This is a genomic window from Amycolatopsis alba DSM 44262 (assembly GCF_000384215.1).
In the GTDB taxonomy this organism is placed as follows: Bacteria; Actinomycetota; Actinomycetes; order Mycobacteriales; family Pseudonocardiaceae; genus Amycolatopsis; species Amycolatopsis alba.
Genome location: NZ_KB913032.1, coordinates 8,386,332 through 8,408,489, shown reverse-complemented (window position 1 = coordinate 8,408,489; position 22,158 = coordinate 8,386,332). Strand labels below are relative to the sequence as shown.

The following is a 22,158-nucleotide window of genomic DNA, read 5'->3' as shown; positions in this document are numbered from 1 at the left end:
GCAACACCCACGGGTCGTTCAGCAGCTGAGGTACGGATACACCCAGTCGCCCCAGTCCCCGGCGGAGCCGTCGCCCGCGTCGTCGACGGCGAGCGCGAGTACTTGCACTCCCTGTACCGGTACGACGAGATACTGCGTGGCGTCCCCGTGGTGCATGTCCCCGGTGGCCTCCAGTTCGACGCCGTCGCCGAGCACCCGGAATCCGAGTGTCCCGTTCGGTCCCCGGTCGTCGACGCCCACGGTCACGGTGAACTGTTTGCATTTACCGCCGAGGTAGTACTTCACGACCGACGGCGCGTGCGCGCCCAGTCCGCCGCGCGGGGAGACCTTGCCGTTGATCGTGAACGGGTGGCCGTTGTCGACGCTGTCCCGCTCGACCGGGCCGAGGCCGTTCTCCATGGAGATCCACGGCATGGTGTTGGGCGATCCGCCGGAGTCCGGTGCGAGCATGAGCGGTGCCTCGGCCGACGCGGTCACGGTCCGCGGGCCTCCCGTGCTGTCGTACGTCACGGTGGCAGGCATCTTGAACGGCTGGGTGGCGGTCCCGGTCGGGTGCAGTGTTGTCGTGGTCTTCCACGTTTCACCCGGTGGGAGGATCTCGATGTTCGCCTCGGTGGGGCCGTCGAACTGCCATTGCGCGGGCTCGGTCAACTGCAGGTGAGAATGGTAGACGGGCGTGGCCCCGTTGTTGGTGAGCTTGACCGTGGCGGTCACCGGCTGGGACGGCGGTACGGAGTCGGGCAGGTCGAAGGTCAGTGATGTCCGCGGTGCGATGGACGCGTACCTGGGCCATACGCGCAGCACGGTGGCGGCGTGCCGCCCGACGGTTCCGCCGAGCGCGCCCCTTGTCACGGTCTCGTCGCCCGTCCACAGGTCGCGTACGCGATATCCGGCCGAGTCGGGGAGTCCCGCGTCGGCAACGGAAGCGGTGATCGGCGCGGCCAGCTCACCGCGGTTGAGCAGTACCAGCACGGCGGATCCATCGGACATCGGTTTGGTCCAGACCTCGGTCCAGCCGGTGTCACGGACCTTGTGCCCGGCGACGCCGGCCCAGTCGCGCTGGACGGCGATGATGTCGGGGTTCTTCATCTCGGCGGCGGGGAGCGTGGTTTCGGCCGTCAGCGCCATGTCCGCCACCAGCGGCGCGTTGAGCACCGCCCACAGCCCGAGTTTGGCCTGGCGTTCCGCGGTGTTGAGGTAGCTGAAGGTGAACGAGCCCGGCATGTTCCAGCCGCCAGGGCCTGCGTATCCGTCGAGCCCGAACTGCTTGTCGAGACTCTTCATCGAGAAACCGAAGTCGGAGGTCGAGCCCGAGCCGTAGGTGCGCCACACCTGCGCTCCGGCGGCGCGTGCCCACAGCCATTGCTTCTGGTCGCGGTCGTAATCGTCGATCTCGAGCGTGATCGGACGGCCGGTGCGCTTGATCGCGTCCGCCATCTTCTTGACCCGTGCGGGCGCGTCGCCGTTGACGCTGTAACAGGTGTCGTAGCGCAGGTAGTCCGCGCCCCAGTCGGCCAAGGTCCGGGCGTCGAGGTCCTCGTTGCCGAGCGAGCCCGCCGCCTGGCCGCTGCAGGTCTTCGCGCCCGTGCCGCTGTAGAAACCGATCTTGAGCCCGCGCGAATGCACGTAGTCGACCAGCGCCGGGATGCCGGAAGGGAAACTGGCACGGGCGGTGAGCTTGCCGTCGGCGTCACGCTCGGCCGCCTGCCAGCAGTCGCCGAGCATGACGTACTCGTATCCGGCGTCACGCAGCCCGGAGTCGACCAGCTGGTCTGTCGCGGCTTTCACGACGTCCTCGCTGAACCGGTTGTAGATGCAGTAGGGATCCCCGGTCGCCCAGGTGATCCCCAGCGGGGGTCTCTCTCCCGGAACCGGATCGGATGGCGTATCGGCCGCCGCGGGGACGGCGGTGGCTGTCAGTAAAAGGGCGCAGAAGAGCACCAGGATTCGTCGCATTTTTCCCTCCAGCGAAAGACAAGACGCCCAGGATCGTCCTGCCGTGGGAGAACGGTCAAGCGTGCTGCAGTCTCGATTGCGTCCGCGTAGGCGGGACGGGTGACCTGGTGCCTGCTACCGGCCGACTTCGTCCGTCATACCCAGCTCGGCCGCCCGGCCTGGAGCGTCCCGATGTGGTGCGAACGGTCGATCAGGTGCGTGATGTCCGCGTACGGGTCGGCATCGAGTACCAGCGCGTCGGCGACGGAGCCGACGGTGATCGTCGCCTGCCTGCCGATCTTCTCGGCCGAATGCCGGGTGGCGGCCGCCAGGACCGCGTGCAGCGGCAGGCCCGCCTTCGCCAGCAATCGCAGTTCTCGCAGCAGGGCGACGGGCGGGGACGGCATCAACATGGCCACGTCGCTGCCTGCGGCGATCTTCACTCCCGCGTCGTGCATCAGCCCCAGTGTGCGCATCGCGTAGTCGAACCGGACGTGGGACTCCTGCGGGGAATGCCAGGGGAAGTGGTGCCCGTAGATCGGACGGCCGGTGATCTTCGGGATGTCCTCGTGGGTGGCGGTGCCGTCATCGACCAGCGTCTGCAGGTAGCCCGCGTCGCCGTTGTACGCGATCTGCTCCCAGGTGACCAGGGTGGGGCAGTAGTAGGTGTTCGTTTCCGCCAGCAGCGCGGCGACATCGCGGGCTTCCGCGGTACTGCCGGGATCCTGCGGCCGGAAAGCGTGTTCGATGCCGTCCGCGCCCGCTGCCACCGCCTCCTCCAGATCGACGCGTTCGTGGATGTGCACGAGTACTCTCTTGTTCTTCTCGTGTGCCGCCGTGACGATGGCTTCGAGGGCGTCGAAGGACAGCTTTTCCGGCGCGCCGGGCTCGCCGTCGTAGATGCACTTGATGAAGTCGACCTGGTCGGCCAGTTCGAGTGCTTGTTCGTAGGCGGTGTCGGGGTTGTCGGTCTGGTGGGCGATGGGGGCACGTTCCGGATCACTCAGGACCGGCCATCCTGCGATCCCGGTGAACACCGGTCCGGCGAAGAACAACCTGGCGGCGGCGCCGGTGATGGTGTCGCGGTGTTCGCGGGCCGCGAGTTCGACGTCCAGCGGACCGCCGAGATCGACGACGCTGGTCACCCCGAAATCCAGGAAATCGGTGAGCAGCCGGGAGATGTACGCCGCGCGTTCGTTCTCGGGCCTGGCGTACGCGTGCCCGCCAAGGTGGGTGTGGCTCTCCCACAGGCCCGGCACCAGGTAGCCGCCCCGCGCGTCGATCACGGGGCTGTCGGCGGCGTCGGTCACCGGGCGGATGGCGCTGAACCGTCCGTCGGTCACCACTACCTCGACCTCGGCGGCCTGCCCGTCGACGACGGTCACATTGCGGATGATCACGGGTGTTCCCCTGTCTGATGGTCCAACTGCATAGGAACCTATGCAGTTGGACCATATAGGTACCTATGCACTCAATCAATAGGACCCTATACACTTCTCGGCGTGACACTCCCCAGGTTCGACAACGCGCCCGCCGCGTGGATCAACATCGCCTCGCGCGCGTTGTCCCGGATCAACGACCAGCGACTGCGGCCGCTGGGGCTGACCTTCGCGCAGGTACCCGTGCTGGGGGCACTGAGCAAGGCGGACGCGCTCTCCCAGAAGGACTTGGCGGCGCTGGCCAAGGTCGAGCAGTCGTCCATGGCCCAGCTGCTGGCCAGGATGGACCGTGACGGCCTCATCCGGCGGACCCCCGCCGAGCATGATCGGCGGGTCAGCCTGATCTCCCTGACCGAGAACGGCCTGGCGAAGCTCGCGCAGGTGCATTCGGCGCTGCTCGAGACCAACGATCAGGCGTTGAAAGGCTTCAGCGCAGAAGAAGTCGACCGCCTGGTGGTTCAGCTGAAAAGGCTCGTCGCCAATCTCGAGGAAGATGCTCCATGACAGCCTGCGGCTAACGGTCACCCTCGCCGCCGTCATCGGGCAGCCGCCGGAACTTGATCCGGACGTACTCGCCACGGGCGATCACCGCTCCGCTCGCGGGTTCCTGCCCCACGACGCCCCAGGTTCCCGGCCAGGTCAACGCGCCCAGCGGTGGCCCGTCGATGTCCTTGGAGGCGACCACGAGCCCGCGCTCATGCGCCAGCGCCCGTGCTTCACGTACGGGCAACCCCACCAGCTGCGGAACTCGGACTCCCGTGGACGCCACCCACTCGACTATGCCCAAAGCGGGCCCTGCTGGCCATGCGGTGATCCGGTGACGAAGCTTTGAGGGTAAGACAGACATGCCGTTGGGGTGTGCGTTCGGGTTTCCGCGAAGGTCTCTCGGGTTCATGAGGTGGTTGCAACGCTCTGAGTTGCCGCGTGAGGTGAAGGTGGGGTCTGGGAGTTCGTGCAGTCTGGTGGAAAGTGGCTTTCGCGGTATCCGGGGCCGACTTTTGAGTGCCCTGGCTTTTCGATCGGTTGTTCACGTGTCTGGTGAGGCCACCGAGCGGTTCGAGGATTCCCGCCCAGCTTCGGGTGGTCTATCGCGGCATCGCTGATGATGGCGCGGCCATGGGAAGCTTCGAGAAAAGCGTAGGGGCTGCCACTGACTACAGCTGTCTGCTCGCCGAAGCGCAGGCTGTCGATCTTGAAGAGCGGTTGGCTTCGATGTTCGGGATCTGGTTCTTCTGGGTGTGGGCGTGCCGAGGGGCCCGTCGCCGGTGATGGTGGCGGGCTCCTCGGGTTTCAGCGGTGGTTACGGCGAGGCTTCTGTAGCGGGTCCAAATATTGCGGCGGGATGAATTCGGGCCTCCCATCGGTGGCTATGCGAACCTGCCAGCCGGATTGCCCGTGGACGACCATGTGGTGATAGCGGCACAGCAGGCACAGATTGGCCAGGTCGGTATCGCCGAGATGACCCCACGGAAGAATATGGTGAGCCTCGCAATGCTTGGGTCTGCGATGACAACCGGGGAAAGCACAGCCGTGATCCCGAAGGTTCAGCGCCCGGCGTTGCGCGGGGGTGACGGTACGGGCGGCACGGCCGATATCGAGCGGCTCACTCTCCGACCCGAGCACCGCAGGAATGATCTTCGCGTCACAGGCCAGCATCCGGGCATGACGTGCAGTGATCTGCGAGACCTCATCAACACACGCGTATCCCAGTCCCGACGTCAGGGTCTCCAGAGGAATGGTGACCACGATCGTGGTCCGGTCCCCGGACAGGGTCGGTGCCTTGTCGTTGGTCATGGCGTAGTGGATGGCGTCGAAGAGTGCGTCGCCGTGGCGTTCGCCGGGGGTGCGGGGGTCACGGTTGCCGTCCTCGTCGACAGGTCTTCGCTGCCCCCAGGTCTCGAACAGGGCGTTCGCACGAGCCCCGAACTCCGGATCCAGCAGACCGTTCAAGCGCCACCAGCCGTCGTCACGTTTGCGTAAGTGCACCTCACGCGACGGTGGTGTGAGGTCTTCGTCTTTCGGCTCGTTGCCATCGGGATCGAGGTGGCCCAGCAGTTCAGCCCCGCCGTTGACGATCTGCTGCGGACCAGCATGGCGGGCGAGGTTGACCAGGATCTGTTCCGCCCCTGATCGGTCTTCCGCGGACACGTCGGCCGGGATTTTCTTCAGTACCGCCAGAAGAGGATCCAGCTGTTGAGGGCCGAGGTCGCCCTCGGCCGCAGCCGCACCTGCGATGGGCGCGAAAGCCGGAGCGGGGGTGCCGTCCAGATTCCGTCCCTCGTTCACCGCCAACGCCCGCGCCACAGTGTCGCGGGCTTCCTTCGGGCTGATCCGGGCGGTTTCGGCGAACCAGCCCGCCGTCGAGCCATGCCCGAACAACTCCATCGGACCACGGGACTCGATCTCCACCAGGAACTGCCCGACCTCGGCCAAGGCTTGGCGTGCCAACGACATGCGCTCGACCACACCGTGCGCGAGTTCCCGCGCACCGGCACGCCACAGCTCGTGTGGCGGTTCGAGGATTCGTTGACTGGACACCCCACAAGAATACCAAGAATCGAACAGATGTGCGAATATGAAAAGGTTTCCAGGAAGTGGGTTGAAGGTGTTTCGCATTCATTGACTGTGCTTATCGGGGGTGAGGTGACGTGTTCTGTCGGGTGGTGAGGTGGCGGTAGGGTTCTGGTGCGGGAGTAGGCGTGGGTGGCGTTTCGGGCTGGGTGAAGGGGACTTTCGCCGCATGCCACGAGGGGAAGGCTCCCTTCGCGTCACGCCCGCAGAGGTTCCGGTGCCTCAGCGTCGAGTTGCCGATCCCGAGTAGCCGATCCCGACTGGCCCGAACACATTCGGCGCACATCTCAACGGCACGACCACGTTTGCCTTACCCCTCAAGAGAACCGTCCGTACCGCTCACGACGCAGCACCGAACCAGCGCCCGGCGGCCTCCCGCAGCCCCTCCTGGTCGGGACGCGCCTCGGAAGAGGCCCACGCCACATAGGAGTCCGGGCGGAGCAGGAGCGCGCGGACGTCGGTGTCCGCCGACGCCCGGACGATCTCGACGCCCTCGACGTGCAGGCCGCCGTCCTCGGTGAGGTCGATCAGCAGAGGTTTCGCGCCACGGGCCAGTTCGGCGAGGCGGATCGTGCCGCCGGGTGTGCGGAGATCCAGATCGGGCGCGAGCCGTCCGGCGAGCGGATGGGCGCCGTCGCCGACCGGGTGGCGGAGGTCCGCGCCCGCGACGAGGTCGGCGAGCACCCGCACGACGCCGGGTTGCGTCAGCAGCTCGCTGAAGAGCCAGCGCAGACCGGTCACGTCTTCGCCGGGGGAGAGCAACGCGGCCTGGGTCCGGGAGTAGGTGATCGCCCGGTCGGCGGCGGGGCGGCGTTCGGTTTCGTAGGTGTCGAGGACGTCGGCGCCGCCGGTGATCGCGGCCGCGAGTTTCCAGCCGAGGTTGATCGCGTCCTGCATGCCGACGTTGAGACCGGTGCCGCCCGCGGCGAAAACGTGCGCCGCGTCGCCGACGAGGAACACCCTGCCGTCCCGGTAGCGGTCCGCGACGCGGGTGTTGCCGCCGTTGATCCGGCGCAGTACGTGCGGGCCGTCGCCGGACGGCGGTCCGATCGGGACGGCGGCGCCCAGAACACGCTCGATGCTGGCCCGCATCTCGTCGAGCGTCATGGGCTCGGTGGTCGCGGGTTCGTCCCATTCGACGGTCGACACCAGCGGCGGGCGGCCGGGCAGCGGCGCGTAGGAGAAGCCACCGCGGGCGGTGCGGATGGGCAGGAACGGCAGGATCGGATCGTGCCCTGGCACGATCAGTGCGCCGGTCGCGGGGTCGACCTGGCCCGAAGGGATGGTCACCTGCGCGGCCCGGTTGGTCGACCGGTCGTGGGTGACACCGGGAAAGCCGATGCCGGCGGCCTTCCGGACGGGACTGTGCGCGCTGTCGGCGCCGACCACGTGCCGGGTGCGCAACTCGTAGAGACCCTCGGGACCGTCGACGGTGAGTGTGACGCCGTCGTCGTCCTGGATGAGGCCGGTGAACTCGTGCCCGCGGCGGACGTCGGCGCCGAGCGCGATCGCGCGTTCTTCCAGTACCTCCACGGTTTTCACCTCGGGCACCGCGAGGTTGTAGACGGGGCTGTCGTCGAGAAGGCTCAGTGCGAGCGGCATCGCCGCGAACATGAAGTAGCCGTCGTTGGGCCGCGGCGGGCCGGTCTGGCCACTGAGCGGTTCCCACAGTCCTCTGCGGTCCGTCAGCCGGACGATCTGTCCGACGAGGCCGTTCGACCTCGGCACTCGGCTGGGCTCCGTGAGCCGTTCCAGCACGATCGGCCGGACACCGCCGAGCGTGAGTTCGCACGCGAGCATCAGACCGTTGGGTCCACCACCGACGATGACCACGTCCATGGCCGTTCCTCCTCCGGGTTCGGGTTGTTCGGGCATGACGAACAGCCCGTCGAGCGGGCGTGGTTCAGGGAGCGGGGGTCAGCGAGGTTCGGGCAATCCGGCGCGGATCCCGTCGAAGACCTCGTCGAGCAGAGAGAGCAGCGGCCGGCCGGGGTCGCGTGCCCAGTGGGCCATCGCCGTACCGAGCCCGGCGGCGACCACCGCGGCCACGGTCTGCGGGTACAGCTCGTCCGCGCCGGTCCCCACGCGGTCGGCGATGGCGGCGGTCAGTTCGTCCTGCGCGGCGGCGTGGGCACGGAACACCTCGTACTGGACGGCGGGTTCCGCGAGCAGTTTCCGCAGTCCCGCCCCGTTGCCGCCAGATGCGGCGGCCGCGCCCGGCTGCGGCAAGAACTGCAGGACGACCGCCTGGGTGAGCGCGTGCCAGAGCGGTTCGCTCGCCGGACGTTTCCGCAGTTGCTCGCCGATGCGCCGCCCGCGCTCGACGTGTGCGGCGACGACGGCCTCGGCCTTGCTGGCGAAGTAGTTGCGGAAGGTGCGGTCGGAGACGTTCGCCGCCGCCGCGATGTCCTCGACCGAAACCGCGTCCAGCCCGTGCTCCAGGGCCAGCCGGATGGTCGCCTGGCTCAACGCGAGCCGGGTCTCGCGCTTCTTGCGCTCGCGCAGCCCGCCGTCTTCCGTCGTCATGTCACCGACCCTAGCCAAACTTTCCAGCTTTGCAAAGTTTCCGGTTTGGAAAGTTTTTGTCACCCGCCCGCGCACAGAACCTGCGCGGTGGGTTCGTCGCGTGGATCATGAAGGTGTCGCCGCCGGAATATCGAAGGGGTCTTTGATGGCCAAGCCCAACGTCGCCGAGCAGTTCGTCCAGGTCCTGGTGCAGGCCGGGGTGGAGCGGATCTACGGCGTGGTCGGTGACAGCCTGAACCCCGTCGTCGACGCCATCCGCCGGACGCCGGGCATCGAATGGGTGCACGTGCGCAACGAGGAGGCGGGCGCGTTCGCCGCGGCCGCCGAGGCCCAGCTGACCGGACGGCTCGCGGTGTGCGCGGGCAGCTGCGGCCCCGGAAACACCCACCTGGTGCAGGGTCTTTACGACGCGCACCGCACCGGCGCGTCGGTGCTCGCGCTCGCCTCGCATATCCCGTCCGGCCAGATCGGGACCGGGTTCTTCCAGGAGACCCATCCCGAACGGCTGTTCGTCGATTGCAGCGGTTACTGCGAGCAGATCAGCGGTCCCGCGCAGATGCCGAGGGTGCTGCGGATCGCCATGCAGCACGCGCTGGCCCGCGGCGAGGTGTCGGTGCTGGTGCTGCCTGGCGACGTCGCGCAACTCGAGGCCACCTCGCCCACCGGGACCGGAGCGCCGGTCACCGAGCGCGGGACCGTCGTGCCACCCGAGTCGCAGGTGACGCGGCTCGCCGAACTGATCAACGAAGCAGGAACCGTCACCGTGTTCGCCGGCGCCGGGGTGCGCGGCGCGCATGCCGAGGTGATGGAGCTCGCCGGGACGGTCCAGGCGCCGGTCGGCCACAGCCTGCGCGGCAAGGAATGGATCCAGTACGACAATCCCTACGACGTCGGCATGAGCGGCCTGCTCGGGTACGGCGCCTGCTACCGGGCCATGCAGGACGCGGAGCTGCTGCTCCTGCTGGGCACCGATTTCCCTTACGACTCCTTCCTTCCCCAGGCTCGGACGGTGCAGGTCGACCACGACGCGACCCGGCTGGGCAGGCGCACCCCGCTGGAGCTGGCCGTGCACGGCGACGTCGGGGAGACGCTGCGAGCCGTGCTGCCGCTCCTGCGGCGCAAGACCGACCGGGTGTTCCTGGACCGCATGCTGCGCGACCACTGCAAAGCACTGGAAAACGTCGTCGACGCCTACACCCGCAACGTGGACCGGCACGTTCCCATCCACCCCGAGTACGCCGCGGACATCCTGGACGAGCTGGCCGCGGACGACGCGATCTTCACCGTGGACACCGGTATGTGCAACGTGTGGGCCGCCCGGTATCTCACCCCCAACGGGCGCCGCCGGGTCATCGGCTCGTTCCTGCACGGCACCATGGCGAACGCGTTGCCGCACGCCATCGGCGCGCAGTTCGCCTACCCCGGACGGCAGGTCGTGTCGATGTCCGGCGACGGGGGACTGGGCATGCTGCTCGGTGAACTGCTCACCGTCGCCCTGCACGACCTCCCGGTCAAGATCGTGACCTTCAACAACTCCTCGCTGGGCATGGTCAAACTGGAGATGCTGGTCGACGGCCTGCCCGACTACCAGACGGATCACCGCCAGGTCGACTTCGCCGCCATCGCCCGCGGTGCCGGTCTCCGCTCCGAGCGGGTGACCGACCCGGCCCGGCTGCGCGCGGCCCTCAAGGAAGCGCTGAGTCACGACGGTCCCGCGCTGGTGGACGTCGTGACCGACGCGAACGCCCTGTCCGTCCCGCCGCACATCACCGCCGGGCAGCTCGGCGGCTTCGCCTTGGCCGCGAGCAAAGTCGTCCTCGAAGGCGGAGTCGGCCGGATGATCGACCTCGCCCGCGCCAACCTCCGCAACATCCCGCGGCCGTGACCAAGGCGCGGTGATCGGAACACCGGGAACTTTTTCCCGCGCTCGTACGACTTTTGGGGCATGTCCTTCTTTGACGGCGCGCGCCGCGCCGGGCGGCTGATCCCGCGCGTCCTGGTGGCAGGCGCGCTGGTGGCCGTCGCCGCGGCCTGCGGCATCGGTGCCGCCCCGCGTACCGACCGGCAGGCGGCGGCGAGCGCGTTGCCTCCCGCCACGGCGAAACCCACCACGTATCCGCTGACGATCGACAACTGCGGGCGCAAGATCACTTTCGACGCGCCGCCGAAGCGGGTGGTACTGCTCAACGGCACTTCGGTGGCCGAGGTGGAGAGCTTCGTCGTCCTCGGGATCCAGGACCACATCCTGGCCAACAGCCAGTCCTACGAAGTGTCGGACGACCCGTCCTTCGTGGACAGGATCAAGGCGATCCCGAAGGCGAACCTGAAGCTCAACGAGAACTTCGAGGTGCCGCGCGAACAGGTCCTCGCGCTCAAGCCGGATCTGGTGATCTCCACCTGGGCGGGCGGTTTCGACGACAAGGTCGGCTCGATCACCCGCGATCAGCTGGACTCGGCGGGGATCAAGAGTTTCGTCACTCCTGCCAATTGCGCGAACGGTGATCTCAACGCCCGGCCGGAAGACAAGGAACGGTACGAGAAACAGTCCGTGGAGTCGTCGCACGAGCTGCTCTTGAGCCTCGGCGAGATCTTCGACGTCCAGCAGCGCGCCGCCGACTACGTGAACAAGGCCCGCGCCGACATCGCGGCCATCCAGAACGAGGTGGCGGGCAAGGAACGCAAGCACGTCCTGGTCGTCTATCCGGGCATGTCGATGATGAACGACAACGGACTGCCCGCGGTGTTCGGCGGCGGGCTCTCCGACGACATCGTCGACCGTGCGGGCGGGGTGAATCCGTTCGCGGGCAAGACGAACACCCAGCTCGCCGAGATCAACGCCGAAGCCCTCGCCTCGGCTCAGGTCGACGTGCTGGTCGTCGGGTTGTTCCAGCCGGGGGAGAACGCGGAAGCGATGGCCAAGGACCTGTTCGCGAAGTTCCCTTACTGGCAGGCGTCGAAGACCAAGACCTTCACCAGTGTCTCCGACAGTTTCTACCTCGGCCCGCTCAACACGGTCGCGATCCGGAAGATCGCCGATGCCACGCATTGATCAGCGGCGCCCGCATCTGGTGCAGGGCAAGGGTTTCACGATTCTGCTGGCCGGGCTGGTCGTCGCGCTGGGACTGGCGATCGCCTTCTCCGTCGGCGTCGGCACCGTCGACGTCCCGGTCGGGCGGGTCGTCGGCGTGGTGTGGGCACACCTCACCGGTGACACGACGGGGCTGGATCCGTTGACCGATCAGATCGTGTGGACGTTCCGTACCCCACGGGTACTGCTCGCGGCGGTGGCGGGCGCCGGCCTGAGCCTGGCGGGTCTGTGCCTGCAGACCCTGGTCCGTAACCCGCTCGCCGACCCTTACACCTTCGGCGTGACAGCCGGCGCGTCGCTGGGCGCCGTCGTGGTGATGACGACCGGGATCGCCGCGGCGATCGGGGTGGCGGGCGGCGCGTTCGTCGGCTCCTCGGTGAGCTTGTTCGTGGTGTTCGCCATGGCGCAGCGCGGCGGCAGGCTCGTCGGCACCAGCCTGGTCCTGGCCGGGGTCGCGGTCGCCTATCTCGGCATGGCGGGCACCGGCCTGCTGCAGTTGCTGGTCGATCCATCGGAACTGCGCGGCGTCATGTTCTGGTTGCTCGGCTCGGTCGCCGGGGCGTCCTGGGCCGATCTCGCGATCCCGGCGGCCGCGACCGCGGTCACCGGGCTGTGGCTGATGAGCCGGGGCCGGATGATGAACGCGCTCGCCACCGGCGAAGACACCGCCGCCGGTCTGGGGGTCGACGTCAACCGCTTGCGGATCCTGTTGCTCGTGGCCGCGTCCCTGCTGACGGCGACCGTGGTGAGCGTCGCGGGCGGGATCGGCTTCGTGGGCTTGGTGGTCCCGCACGCGGTGCGGCTGGTCGTCGGCCCGGACCATCGCAAGGTGATCCCGGTGTCGCTGCTGGGCGGCGCGGTGTTCCTGGTGCTGGTCGACCTCGCCACCCGCACGGTGAACAAGCCGAACGAGATGCCGATCGGCATCTTCACCGCGGCGCTCGGCGCGCCGTTCTTCCTGATGTTGCTGCGTGGCCGGAGGAGAGCGCTGCGGTGAAGATCCAGATCCAGGACGTGTCCGTGCTGATCGACGACCTCCCGATCCTCGGCGACGTGAACGTGGCCGTCGAAACCGGGACCGTCACCGGGCTCATCGGCCCCAACGGTTCCGGGAAGAGCACCTTGCTGCGGTGCGTGTACCGCGCCTTGAAACCGGTGCGCGGGTCCGTCCACATCGGAGAGGCCGACGTCTGGCGTGGCACCGCGCGTGAAGCGGGGCGGCGCACGGCCGTCGTCGTCCAGGACCACGATCTCGACAACGGTTTCTCGGTCGAGGAGACCGTCCTGATGGGACGGACACCGCACAAGGGCATCCTGGAAAGGGACAACGCGGGCGATCGCGACATCGTGCTCGACGCGCTCGACCGGGTGGGGATGGCCTGGGCCGCCCGCCGGGTCTTCACCCGGCTTTCCGGCGGGGAGCGGCAACGGGTCCTCGTGGCGCGGGCGCTCGCGCAGAAGACCCCGGTCCTGCTGCTGGACGAACCGACCAACCATCTCGACATCGGCGCCCAGCTCGGCCTGCTCGATCTCGTCCGCGAGCTCGGCTTGACCACGGTGGTCGCCCTGCACGACCTCGACCACGCCACGACCTACTGCGATCACCTGGTGCTGCTTCAAGCGGGCCGGGTGCTGTCCGCCGGACTCCCCGCGGACGTGCTGGAACCCGATCGCGTGGCCGCGGTGTTCGGGGTGCGCAGCGCGATCGTGCCGCATCCGATCACCGGCCGCCCGCATTTCGTCACCGCGGCCACGGCGACCTAGGAGAGCTGCTCGTTGTAATCGGGCAGCTTGAAGCCCTTTTCGTAGTTGCCGCCGGTGAAGTCACCGGGACGGTTCCCGACGTTGGCGATGATGGTGTACCCGGCGGCGGCGTACTCCTTGCGGCAGCGCTGTTTCGTGTCGGTCGCGTGCGACTCCGAGCTCTTGCGCACGCAGACGCGGTCCACCGGGTAGCCGGCGTCGGTGAGCGCTTCCTTCGCGCTGCTCGCGCTGCTGCGGTAACTGGCCACCAGCACCGAGACACCCTTCGACTTGGCGTGCTTGATGAACGCCAGCACGTCCTCGGTCGGCTTGCCGGCGTGGTAGTAGGTCTCGAGCGCGGTGTTGTCGATGTCGGTGACGACGGCCAGTTTCGTGCCGCCCTTGGCGATCCGCTGGTCGAGGTACGCCGTGCCGCCCTGCATCGCCGTGTGCACATCGGACAGCCAGGTCTGGTAGCTCGGTACCGAGCTCGCGGAAGCCTGCGGAGTCACGAAACCGAACACCGCGCAGGCGAGGGCGGCGGCGGCCAGGACGCGGGTGCCTCTGCTGTTCACTGTGGACCTTCTTTCGTCGCGTTTTCCCTGTGCTGCGGGAACTGTGCGTCTCGAACATAACGAGACGGCTCCGCGTGGGAAACCTCCGGCGAAAGAATCCGTAAACAGAGAAACGCTATTCCCAGGTCCAGTGCAGACCATGGGTTCCGGGGGCCGCGTTCCGTCGCGAAACGCGGATGGTGTGCCCGTCGTCGGGGCGTACGGTGACCCATCCGGTGGTCCGGTTTTCGGGTGTCCGGATCCGCCACGTCCGGCACGCGACAGGCACCGCTGCAGGGGAGAAGACGACCTCGGCGTGGTAGCGACCCACGGCTTCCGCGATCCTGCGGTGGTGATTCTCGGCGACGATCGGCCTCGGGTACTCCTGGACGAAGCCGATGGCCAGCCGTTCGCCGCGCCGCAAGGTCTTGTCCAGCACCAATTCCGTCAGTGAGAACCCCTCTTCTTCGAGAGTGAGCACTGTGCCGGGGCGACACCCGCTGCCCTCGGCGACCAGCGGCGGCGGAACGCCCGGTTTACTCCTGGCCGCGAAGATCATCGTGTTCGTCCGGTCCTGCCTGGCCTCGATGAGTTCCCGCACCACGAGGCGGCCGGTGTAGCGGTCCGGCCGCACATGGAACGTCTCGTGCAGCTCGATCTTGCGGACCGGGTTCGTCAGGCTGTCCCGGAATTCTTCGAGCAGCGGCGGCAGAAAAGCCGGATGCCCCCATGCCCGATGCCGGCGTTGGAGCGGTAGCGCGGAAGGCACGCCGCGACCCCGCGGCCGCCGGGAACCGACCAGCCGCCGCAGGGAGCCCGCCTGCACCGCGAGCACCTCTTCCAGGATTTCCACCGCCCGAAGGGATTCCTCCCGTTCCGGCACGCTTCGGCCGCTCTGCCAGTGGCTCAGCGTCATCGCGCTCACCGAGGCGCCCCTGGCCTGGAGGCGGTAGTGCAGTTGCCGGAGGCTGAGGCCGCGGGCCTGCGCCGCCATCGACAACGCGCGGCAGAACGGTCCGGTCCGCAACGCCTCGGCGAATTCGTCGTTTCGGGTCATGGCTCACCTCGCCACGACAGTCTGCGACCAAGGCTCCGGGCACACCACCGTCTTTCGGATGGCGGAAATCGGTCACCGGATTCAGTCGATGAGGACGTTCTTGTAGAAAAGGTTCGCGTAGCGGTTGATGTCACCCATGCTGCTGCGCGACCCGAAGCCCAGGTACAGCCGGGTTTCCCCGGCAAGGCTCCGGTAGATCCCGAGGCCTTCCGGCTCGCGGTACACCAGCGACTGCCCCGCCTTGGTCAGCGCGCGGCTCTTCACCTTGCCGGTGTTCATGTCGATGCACGTGACGTAGGAGTTGATGTCCGCGGGGTTCTCGTGGCCGGTGCCGTCCAATGTGTACAGATATTGGCCGTGGATCGTGTATCCCTGGAACGTCACCGGCGTATCGGCCAGCGCGGGCTGCGCGAAGTGCGCCAGCGGTGCGCTGAAGTCACCGGCCGCGGCCGACGCGAGCGGGTAGACGCTGATGAACATCTTGCCGCCTTCCTTGCGGCGTACCGCGATCCGCTTGGTGATCGGATCGGTGGCGCAGGTGATGGTGTCGCTGCCGGTGAGGAACTTCTTCACCGAAGGCCTGCCACCGTTGACGAACTTGAACCTGGCCAGCGCCGTCCCGCGACCGTCACCGGTGGGGCCGTTCGAGTCGCATTCCATCCAGATGTAGGAGTCGGTGCCCACCGGTTCGACGCCGATCGACACGCCGTGCCCGGCGTTGTCGAGATGCATCGAGCCCAGGATCTCCCCGGAGAAGTTGACCTGGGTGACGCAGAGGTCGTCCCCGGTCCCGCCGTTGCGGGCGTTCACGATGAAGATGCGCACGTTCTGGTTGTCGAAGGCGAACCCCTGCATCACGTGGTGCGACTCGTGCAGGAGCTTGCTGCGGAACTCGTCGTAGGACGGCTCGGTGAGGTCGAACCGCTTGGACGCCGGCACCGCGGTGATCGCGGCCGACGCCGGTCCGGCGAACGTCGCGCCGGTGCCGAGCAGCGCCGTCGTCGCGGCGAGACCACCGCCGGCGCGCAGCAGCGAACGCCGGGAGAACGTGGATCCGACAAGGTCCTGGTGCACCTGCTCGGGCATGAGCGCTCGCCTTCGTCGAGGTTGGCCGTCCGGGCGAAGATTCTTCAAGCTCGTACAAGATCCGTACAAATCGGTCGTGAACCCGGCCGATCGGGCGATTGCCTGATCGGCTCGCCTCGGCTGGCCGATAGTCCCCGAAAGCGTCGGCGCCCGCCGGGGGAGCCGTAGTTTGGTGTTCGTCGCACAAAATGCGCGGTGTGGGGAGGAAACCTGATGGTGTCGGGCATTGCGAGCGCTCCGTCGATGTCACCGCGGCGGGCGCGGTTCGTGCGGAACTGGACCGGCAGGCTGGTCGCGTTCGGCGAGTTCATCGACGGCTACGACCTGCTCGTCATCGGCGCCGCCGTCCTGTTCCTCAAGCCGTCGTTCCACCTCACCGCGTCCGAGGTCGGGCTCGTGACCGCGGCGGCGTTCGTGGGCACGGCGCTCGGCCTGGTGGTTTTCGGTGATCTGTCCGACCGGTTCGGCCGCAGGCTGATCTTCATGATCAACCTGGTGGTCTTCGTGGTGGCGTCCCTGGCCGCCGCGTTCGTCCATGACGTGTGGCAGCTGGTCGCGGCCAGATTCGTGCTCGGGGTCGCGGTGGGCATGGACATCCCGACTTCGCACGCGTTCCTCGCCGAGATCGCGCCCAAAACCCGCCGAGGCCGGATCGCTGGCAGCTTGCCCAACATGATGTGGCTCAGTGGTGCCATCACGTCGGTGCTGCTCGCGCTGGCGCTGCGGCCGTTGTTCGGCGACGAGACGTGGCGGTGGCTGTTCGGCCTGGCCGCGCTGCCCGCGGCCGCCGTGCTGGTGGCGCGGCAGTTCCTGCCGGAGTCGCCCCGATGGCTGAGCGCGCGCGGCCGGGTGGAGGAGGCGCGGCGGATCTACGACGCGCTCGGGTTGGAACCGCCGGAACGCGAGGTCGTGGAGAAGCGGAGCTACCGGATGCTGCTGGCAGGCGGTGCGTGGCGGCGGCTGGCGACGGTCACGGCGTTCTTCGCGATCCAGGCGTTCGGCGGCGCGGTGGCGACGGTCGCGGGACCGCTGATCATCAGCAGTACCGGCATCGGCGTCTCCGACACCCTGTATTTCTCCCTGCTGGGTTTCGTGGTGGGGCTGATCGCCGTCGTGGCGGGCGCCGCGATCATCGACCGCGTCAACCGGCGCTGGCTGGGCGTGTGGACCTGTCTGGGCGTGTTCGCCGCAGGGCTGGGCATCGCGTTCACCGGCGAGCGGGCAGGCGTCGGACTGGTGGCCTTCTGGGTCGTGTACGCCATGCTGACCTGGTTCGGCCCCGGCGTGCTGTCCTGGGTGTGGAGCACCGAGGCGTTCCCCACTTCGCTGCGGGGCCTGGGATCCGGGATCGCCCAGTGCGTGACCCGGCTCGCGATCGCGCTCAACGTGTTCCTGGCGCCCATGCTGGCGCAGAAGCACGGCATCACCGTCGTCGCGTGGTACGCCTGCGCGTTCCTGGTCAGCGCGGTGATCGTGCTGGTGTCGCCGTGGCTGGCCACCACCGGTGCCGAACTCGAGGAAACCAACGGTGTCGAGTCCGGGAAGCCCGCGTGACGATGAACGACTCGGGCTTCAGCGGAACCCGGCCGCGCCAGGCCAGGCAGGCCAACACCGCCGCCGTGCTTCAGCTGCTGGCACAGCGCGGTCCGCTGGCGCGCGGTGACATCGCGAAGGAGCTGTCGCTCAACCACGGCAGTGTCAGCAGGATCATCGAGCCTTTGCTGTCCTCCGGAATCGTCCGTGAACTCGCCGAGCGGTCCACCCGGCTCGGCAGGCCACGGGTGCCGGTGGAGCTGGACCGGTCCGCCCGGTACGCGGTCGGCGTGCACCTCGGCCTGGAGCTGACCACGGTCGGGCTGACCGATCTGGCCGGTCGCGGCATCGGGACACGAGCCGAGAACCGCGATCCGGCGGACAGTGCCGCCACCTTGCGGCGCGCCGCCGAACTGGCCGCCGAGATGGCGGGCTCCGCGCCGGGCCCGGTGCTGGGCATCGGAGTGACCGTCGGCGGTGAGGTGAACCGGGCGGACGGCCGGGTCGTCCGCAACGACGTCCTGGGCTGGGCCGACGTCCAGGTCGCCGACCGGTTGCGGGCACGGACCGGGCTCGAAGTCGTGGTGGACGCCAACGTTCCCGCGCTGCTGGGCGCCGAGCTCACCTTCGGCGCAGGGCCGAGCCGACACAGCGTGCTGTACCTGTTCATCGGCAACGTCGCGGAGACAGGATTCCTCGGCAGGCCGACGACGAGCCCGGACAGTGTCATCCAGGGCAACTTCGGCCGGATCCTCGTACCCGATCTGACCGGCGGCGGTCACGCGCGCTTCGGTGAGTGCGGGACGGATGTGGCCCTGCTCGCCGCCGCTCGATCCGCCGGGCTCGCGGTGACCTCGCTGACGGACCTGATCCGGCTCGCGGACACGGATCCGGTCGCGATCGGGCTCCTCGAAGCGCGCAGTGCCCAGGTGGCCGTGGTGGCCGACACGGTGTACGACCTGATGCGCCCGAGCATGATCATCCTCGGCGGGAGCGGTGCGCCCTCGGAGCGATGGCTCGACGCGGTGCGCGACCGCGTCGAGACGGCTCCGCCGCGGTCGCTGGTCGTCCCGCGTTCCGGTGCGAATCCCCTCGTCACCGCGGCGGCGGGACTCGTCGTACGCGCCTTCCTCACCACCGGAATCACCGAATGAGAGGGATGTGGCCATGAGCGGAGTGGTGGTGCTCGGCGGCGCGGGCGGTATCGGCTCGGCGGTGGTGCGCGCGCTGTCGGCGGAGGGACGGCGGGTCGCGGTGGTGGACATCGCGCCACCACCGGCCGACCGGACCGGTGTGCCGTGGATCCGCGGCGACGCGACCGATCCCGCCGTGATCGGGGCCGCGTTCGACGCGCTCGGCAGCGTGACCGGGCTGGTGCACTGTCTGCTGAGTGAGCATCGTGCCCCCTTCGCCGAGCAGACCACGGACGCGCTGCGCAGGGTGCTGGACGTCGGCGCGGTGTCCGCGCTGGAGCCGTTGCAGCAGCTGGTGGCCCGTGCCGGGGGAAGGCCGTGCGCCGCGGTGCTGGTCAGTTCGATCCACGCGGGTCTGGCCTGGGGAGGGCAGGCGCCGTACGCGATGGCCAAGGCCGCGCTGGAGGCTCTCGGCCGCGCGGCCGCGGTGGAACTGGGACCGCGCGGGCTCCGGTGCAACGTCGTCCGGCCAGGGTTCGTCATGGTGCCGCGTAACGAGCATCGCTGGCGGGACGCGGCCACTCGCGACGCGCTGACCGGGGTGCAGCCGCTCGGCGAGCTCGCTCAGCCGGACGACATCGCGCGCGTGATCGCGTTCCTGCTCGGTGATCAGGCGCGTCTCGTCTCCGGTGAGACCGTCACCGTGGACGGCGCGATGACCGCCGCCCTGCCCGAACCGACCGGTTAGGCGTCCAGGGAATTGCCGATACCGTGCGGGAATGAGCGACGAGATCCTGCCCGCCATCGCGGGAGAGGTGCTGACCGACGACGCGGACCTCGACGGCGCCGGAAAAGACTGGGGAGATCTGGTGCACGCCAGGCCCAGGCTGGTCGTGCGGCCCGCGTCGGTCACCGACGTCGCCGTGGTGCTCCGGTTCGCCGTCGCGCGGGGCATACCGGTGGCCGCACGGGGCGCCGGGCACTCGCCGTACGGTCAAGGCCAGGCCTCCGGCGGGATCGTGCTGGACATGACCTCGCTCCCGCCCCGCCGGACGGTCACGGGTGACCTGGTTTCCGTCGACGCGGGAGCCCGCTGGCGCGACGTCCTCGACGCGACTCTCCCGCACGGCCTGACACCGCCTGCCCTCACCGACTACCTGGACGTGACCGTCGGCGGCACACTGGTGATCGGCGGGGTGGGCGGTGCCGCGCACCACCACGGCATGCAGACCGACACCGTGGCGGAACTGGAAGTGGTCACCGGTACCGGCGACGTGATCACCTGTTCCCGTGACGACAACCGGAAACTGTTCGACGCCATGCGCGGCGGGCTCGGTCAATGCGGGGTGATCACGCGGGCCACCCTGCGGTTGACACCGGCTCCGGCACGGGCACGGCGCTGGAAGCTGTTCTACGACTCCCTGCCCGCGTTCCTGGCGGACCAGCGTGAGGTGGTCCGGGACGGCCGGTTCGACTACGTGGAAGGCCAGCCCCTTCCCGTCGACGGCACCTGGCGGTACATGCTCGAGGCGGTGGCGTACTACACGCCGCCCGCTTCCCCCGACCAGGAAGCGCTCCTGAGCTCCCTGAGCTTCCTCGACGCGGAAACCTTGGACACCACCTACTTCGACTTCCTGAATCGCGTGGCGGACGGCGAGGCACTGCTGCGCGCGGAAGGCAGCTGGTTTCACCCGCATCCGTGGATCGACACCTTCCTCCCGGACAGCGCGGTCGAGCAGGTCGTGGCCGAAACACTCGCCGCCACCGGCGAAACCGAACTGGGGGCCCTGGGGCTGATCCTGCTCTACCCCGTGCGGACCGACCGGCTGAAGACACCGCTGTTCAAGGTGCCCGACGGTGAACTGGCATGGCTCTTCTCCTTGCTGCGCACCGGTTCCCCGATCGATCCGCTGCACAACGCACGGCTGATCGAGCTCAACGTGGACCTCCACCGCAAGGTGCGCGCGCTCGGCGGGAAGACCTATCCGTCGACCGCGATACCGAGATCCACCGCGGATTGGCGTGCACACTTCGGCTCGTCCTGGCCCCTCCTCGCCGAGGCCAAGGCGCAGTACTCGCCGACGAACCTGCTCAACCCAGGGCAGGGCTTGCGGCTCGTCGACGACGGCGCGTAGGAGCTGGTCGTCGCTCAGCCGGACCGCCGGTCCGTGGTGATCGGCCGGGTATCAGCCGCGGGTTTCGATCGACAGATCGCCGCTGTTGAACGCGCGGCCCCTGTCGCTGGCGAGCAGGTCGTGCGGGTAACCGAGTTCGATCGCGCTGGCCTGGTCGAGGCGGGCCAGCTGGGCGGCGGTGAAGCCGACCTCCAGCGCGCCCAGATTGTCCTCCAGCTGCGCGGGGGTGCGCGCGCCGATGATCGGTGCCGTCACGCCAGGGTTCTGCAGGGTCCAGGCCAGTCCGACCTGGCCGGGTGGGCGGCCCATCTCCGTGGCGACCTCCTTCAAGACGTCCGCGATCGCGAGGTTGCGTTCGGTGACGTCGCCGTTGGCGATGTTGAAGCCCTTGCGGGTGCCGTCGGCGTCGGCCTTCGCCGCGGTCAGGTCGTCACGGCTGTACTTGCCGGCGAGCACCCCGCCTGCCAGCGGTGAATACGGGATCACTCCCAGCCCCAGCTCGCGTGCCATGGGGATCAGGTCCCGTTCCGCGGTGCGCTGGACCAGGTTGTATTCGACCTGCAGCGCGACCAGCGGCGACCAGCCGCGCAGATCGGCGATCGCCTGCATACGCGACACCTGCCAGGCCGGGACGTTGGACATCGCCACGTACAGGACCTTGCCCTGGCGGACCAGGTCGTCCAGGCCGCGCAGGACCTCGTCGACCGACGTCGTGAAATCCCACACGTGCAGGTAGAGCAGATCGAGGTAGTCCGTGTTCAGCCGTCGCAGACTGGTTTCCACCGACGCGAACAAGGTCTTGCGGTGACTGCCCCCGGAATTCGGATCGCCCGGCCGGCTCAGCGTCGAGTATTTCGTTGCCAGCACCAGGCTCTCGCGGTTCTCGCGGGTGAATTCGCCCAGCAGCCGCTCGGAGCTGCCGTCGGTGTAGGTGTTCGCGGTGTCGATGAAGTTGCCGCCGCGCTCGACGTAGAGATCGAACAGCTTGCGCGCGTCGTCCTGCTCGGCGCCCCAGCCCCACTCGGTGCCGAAGGTCGCCGCGCCCAGCGCCAGCGGGGAGACCCGCAGCCCGGAGCGGCCCAGCAGCCGGTACGTGTCGAGGGTGAGCGACATCGTGGCCTCCTGTGCTCGTGATCGGTTGTCGAAAGCAAGTCTGCGATCACCGCGAGCCGGGGATAAGGGAAAGAACTTCCTGGGAAAGGCAGTCCTACCCTGCTGCGGATACGATCCAGGGGCCTGCCGTCGCGTCGGCAGGCCCCTGGATCGCGCCGCGAAGAGGTCGCCGAACCCGTTACGCACTCACGAGGCCGCACGGATGGCGAGCGTGCGGTTCATGGCATCGAAGTGGCGTTCTGTTT

The 22,158-nt window shown here is 68.4% G+C and carries 19 protein-coding genes; 9 read left to right on the top strand and 10 right to left on the bottom strand.

From position 1 onward, the window contains the following. Positions 1 to 18 precede the first annotated feature (18 nt). Positions 19 to 1,956: an NPCBM/NEW2 domain-containing protein gene (locus AMYAL_RS0139070; protein WP_026467802.1), complete on the bottom strand. Its 1,938-nt coding sequence runs from the start codon at positions 1,954 to 1,956 to the stop codon at positions 19 to 21. A 134-nt stretch (positions 1,957 to 2,090) separates the two neighbouring features. Continuing rightward, positions 2,091 to 3,335 (bottom strand): amidohydrolase family protein, encoded by a 1,245-nt coding sequence (locus tag AMYAL_RS0139065; RefSeq protein ID WP_020636745.1) that lies wholly within the window; start codon positions 3,333 to 3,335, stop codon positions 2,091 to 2,093. A 102-nt stretch (positions 3,336 to 3,437) separates the two neighbouring features. On the opposite strand from AMYAL_RS0139065, the gene AMYAL_RS47320 reads away from it, so the two are divergent. Further along, on the top strand, positions 3,438 to 3,878 hold the full coding sequence (locus tag AMYAL_RS47320) for a MarR family winged helix-turn-helix transcriptional regulator (RefSeq protein ID WP_020636744.1): 441 nt from the start codon (positions 3,438 to 3,440) through the stop codon (positions 3,876 to 3,878). A 10-nt stretch (positions 3,879 to 3,888) separates the two neighbouring features. Here the strand turns inward: AMYAL_RS47320 and AMYAL_RS0139055 are convergent, their stop codons facing one another. The 4 genes from AMYAL_RS0139055 to AMYAL_RS0139035 form a co-directional block, all read right to left on the bottom strand. Beyond that, complete coding sequence (locus AMYAL_RS0139055; protein WP_039794819.1) at positions 3,889 to 4,143, bottom strand: PASTA domain-containing protein; 255 nt, start codon at positions 4,141 to 4,143, stop codon at positions 3,889 to 3,891. 521 nt (positions 4,144 to 4,664) lie between these two features. After that, complete coding sequence (locus AMYAL_RS0139045) at positions 4,665 to 5,912, bottom strand: HNH endonuclease signature motif containing protein (RefSeq protein ID WP_020636741.1); 1,248 nt, start codon at positions 5,910 to 5,912, stop codon at positions 4,665 to 4,667. A gap of 372 nt (positions 5,913 to 6,284) precedes the next feature. Continuing rightward, on the bottom strand, positions 6,285 to 7,784 hold the full coding sequence (locus AMYAL_RS0139040; protein WP_020636740.1) for an FAD-dependent monooxygenase: 1,500 nt from the start codon (positions 7,782 to 7,784) through the stop codon (positions 6,285 to 6,287). Between the two features lie 78 nt (positions 7,785 to 7,862). Further along, positions 7,863 to 8,471, bottom strand: coding sequence for an acyl-CoA-like ligand-binding transcription factor (locus tag AMYAL_RS0139035; RefSeq protein ID WP_020636739.1), 609 nt, complete (start codon positions 8,469 to 8,471; stop codon positions 7,863 to 7,865). A gap of 145 nt (positions 8,472 to 8,616) precedes the next feature. Here AMYAL_RS0139035 and AMYAL_RS0139030 point away from each other — a divergent pair, with 145 nt between their 5' ends. Genes AMYAL_RS0139030 through AMYAL_RS0139015 form a run of 4 tightly spaced genes read left to right on the top strand, consistent with a single transcriptional unit; the run spans position 8,617 to position 13,323 of the window. After that, positions 8,617 to 10,356 carry a pyruvate dehydrogenase gene (locus tag AMYAL_RS0139030; protein ID WP_020636738.1) on the top strand — a complete coding sequence of 580 codons (1,740 nt, stop codon included), beginning with the start codon at positions 8,617 to 8,619 and terminating at the stop codon, positions 10,354 to 10,356. 60 nt (positions 10,357 to 10,416) lie between these two features. Next, positions 10,417 to 11,520: an ABC transporter substrate-binding protein gene (locus AMYAL_RS0139025; protein WP_020636737.1), complete on the top strand. Its 1,104-nt coding sequence runs from the start codon at positions 10,417 to 10,419 to the stop codon at positions 11,518 to 11,520. Continuing rightward, a complete protein-coding gene (locus AMYAL_RS0139020; protein ID WP_020636736.1) occupies positions 11,507 to 12,556 on the top strand; it encodes a FecCD family ABC transporter permease in 1,050 nt (349 codons plus the stop codon). Before AMYAL_RS0139025 ends, AMYAL_RS0139020 begins: the two co-directional genes overlap by 14 nt. After that, on the top strand, positions 12,553 to 13,323 hold the full coding sequence (locus AMYAL_RS0139015; RefSeq protein WP_020636735.1) for an ABC transporter ATP-binding protein: 771 nt from the start codon (positions 12,553 to 12,555) through the stop codon (positions 13,321 to 13,323). The genes AMYAL_RS0139020 and AMYAL_RS0139015 overlap by 4 nt, the downstream gene beginning before the upstream one ends. On the opposite strand, the gene AMYAL_RS0139010 is transcribed toward AMYAL_RS0139015, so the two are convergent. From AMYAL_RS0139010 to AMYAL_RS0139000, 3 genes are all read right to left on the bottom strand, one after another. Beyond that, on the bottom strand, positions 13,320 to 13,877 hold the full coding sequence (locus AMYAL_RS0139010; protein ID WP_020636734.1) for an HAD family acid phosphatase: 558 nt from the start codon (positions 13,875 to 13,877) through the stop codon (positions 13,320 to 13,322). The genes AMYAL_RS0139015 and AMYAL_RS0139010 overlap by 4 nt on opposite strands. A gap of 115 nt (positions 13,878 to 13,992) precedes the next feature. Then, entirely contained in the window at positions 13,993 to 14,913 is a 921-nt protein-coding gene (locus AMYAL_RS0139005) for a hypothetical protein (protein ID WP_020636733.1), read from the bottom strand. An 81-nt stretch (positions 14,914 to 14,994) separates the two neighbouring features. Further along, on the bottom strand, positions 14,995 to 15,999 hold the full coding sequence (locus tag AMYAL_RS0139000; RefSeq protein ID WP_020636732.1) for a phage baseplate protein: 1,005 nt from the start codon (positions 15,997 to 15,999) through the stop codon (positions 14,995 to 14,997). 213 nt (positions 16,000 to 16,212) lie between these two features. On the opposite strand from AMYAL_RS0139000, the gene AMYAL_RS0138995 reads away from it, so the two are divergent. From AMYAL_RS0138995 to AMYAL_RS0138980, 4 genes are read left to right on the top strand one after another with little or no spacing between them, the layout of a single operon-like run. Continuing rightward, a complete protein-coding gene (locus AMYAL_RS0138995) occupies positions 16,213 to 17,553 on the top strand; it encodes an MFS transporter (RefSeq protein ID WP_026467800.1) in 1,341 nt (446 codons plus the stop codon). Positions 17,554 to 17,555: 2 nt separating this feature from the next. Then, the gene (locus AMYAL_RS0138990; RefSeq protein WP_245193419.1) at positions 17,556 to 18,686 is read left to right on the top strand and encodes an ROK family transcriptional regulator; all 1,131 of its coding nucleotides are present in this window, start codon (positions 17,556 to 17,558) and stop codon (positions 18,684 to 18,686) included. A gap of 13 nt (positions 18,687 to 18,699) precedes the next feature. Continuing rightward, a complete protein-coding gene (locus AMYAL_RS0138985; RefSeq protein WP_020636729.1) occupies positions 18,700 to 19,413 on the top strand; it encodes an SDR family NAD(P)-dependent oxidoreductase in 714 nt (237 codons plus the stop codon). Positions 19,414 to 19,444: 31 nt separating this feature from the next. Further along, entirely contained in the window at positions 19,445 to 20,800 is a 1,356-nt protein-coding gene (locus AMYAL_RS0138980; RefSeq protein ID WP_020636728.1) for an FAD-binding protein, read from the top strand. A gap of 51 nt (positions 20,801 to 20,851) precedes the next feature. Here AMYAL_RS0138980 and AMYAL_RS0138975 read toward each other — a convergent pair whose 3' ends face one another. Next, positions 20,852 to 21,913, bottom strand: coding sequence for an aldo/keto reductase (locus AMYAL_RS0138975; protein ID WP_020636727.1), 1,062 nt, complete (start codon positions 21,911 to 21,913; stop codon positions 20,852 to 20,854). Positions 21,914 to 22,158 lie beyond the last annotated feature (245 nt).

Bases quoted from the DNA above. Each gene is read 5' to 3' on its own strand.
- AMYAL_RS0139070 (WP_026467802.1), bottom strand. From the start codon at position 1,956: ATGCGACGAATCCTGGTGCTCTTCTGCGCCCTTTTACTGACAGCCACC.
- AMYAL_RS0139020 (WP_020636736.1), top strand. From the start codon at position 11,507: ATGCCACGCATTGATCAGCGGCGCCCGCATCTGGTGCAGGGCAAGGGT.
- AMYAL_RS0139025 (WP_020636737.1), top strand. From the start codon at position 10,417: ATGTCCTTCTTTGACGGCGCGCGCCGCGCCGGGCGGCTGATCCCGCGC.
- AMYAL_RS0138995 (WP_026467800.1), top strand. From the start codon at position 16,213: ATGGTGTCGGGCATTGCGAGCGCTCCGTCGATGTCACCGCGGCGGGCG.
- AMYAL_RS0139000 (WP_020636732.1), bottom strand. From the start codon at position 15,999: ATGCCCGAGCAGGTGCACCAGGACCTTGTCGGATCCACGTTCTCCCGG.
- AMYAL_RS0138980 (WP_020636728.1), top strand. From the start codon at position 19,445: ATGAGCGACGAGATCCTGCCCGCCATCGCGGGAGAGGTGCTGACCGAC.
- AMYAL_RS0139035 (WP_020636739.1), bottom strand. From the start codon at position 8,471: ATGACGACGGAAGACGGCGGGCTGCGCGAGCGCAAGAAGCGCGAGACC.
- AMYAL_RS0138990 (WP_245193419.1), top strand. From the start codon at position 17,556: ATGAACGACTCGGGCTTCAGCGGAACCCGGCCGCGCCAGGCCAGGCAG.
- AMYAL_RS0138975 (WP_020636727.1), bottom strand. From the start codon at position 21,913: ATGTCGCTCACCCTCGACACGTACCGGCTGCTGGGCCGCTCCGGGCTG.
- AMYAL_RS0139005 (WP_020636733.1), bottom strand. From the start codon at position 14,913: ATGACCCGAAACGACGAATTCGCCGAGGCGTTGCGGACCGGACCGTTC.
- AMYAL_RS0138985 (WP_020636729.1), top strand. From the start codon at position 18,700: ATGAGCGGAGTGGTGGTGCTCGGCGGCGCGGGCGGTATCGGCTCGGCG.
- AMYAL_RS0139030 (WP_020636738.1), top strand. From the start codon at position 8,617: ATGGCCAAGCCCAACGTCGCCGAGCAGTTCGTCCAGGTCCTGGTGCAG.
- AMYAL_RS0139040 (WP_020636740.1), bottom strand. From the start codon at position 7,784: ATGGACGTGGTCATCGTCGGTGGTGGACCCAACGGTCTGATGCTCGCG.